General features: G+C 50.0%; 1 protein-coding gene. It reads right to left on the bottom strand.

Going from position 1 to position 218, the window contains the following annotated elements:
- Nucleotides 1-218 (bottom strand): TRAP transporter large permease subunit (locus CHH91_RS19625; protein WP_141234278.1); only part of this gene is annotated, 218 nt, incomplete at both ends.

Raw genomic sequence — 218 nt, 5'->3', positions numbered from 1 at the left:
AATGCTAGCCTCACAGACGTCCACGATGTTTTCATTGCATCTGCTCTGGCAATACCGGCGGCAGTATAGGACGCTAAAGCTACAGGCGGAGTTATGTTGGACAATGCCCCAAACCAGAAGACAAAGAAATGGGCGGCAATTGGATTTACCCCTGCTTCAACTAATGCTGGAGCTGCTGTTACCGCAACAACGATGTAAAGAGCAGTCGATGGAAGCCC

The sequence above is a fragment of the Virgibacillus sp. 7505 genome (assembly GCF_002272135.1).
GTDB lineage: Bacteria > Bacillota > Bacilli > Bacillales > Amphibacillaceae > Terribacillus.
The sequence above is the reverse complement of the archived record's forward strand: the minus strand, read 5'-3'. Positions and strand labels throughout refer to the sequence as shown.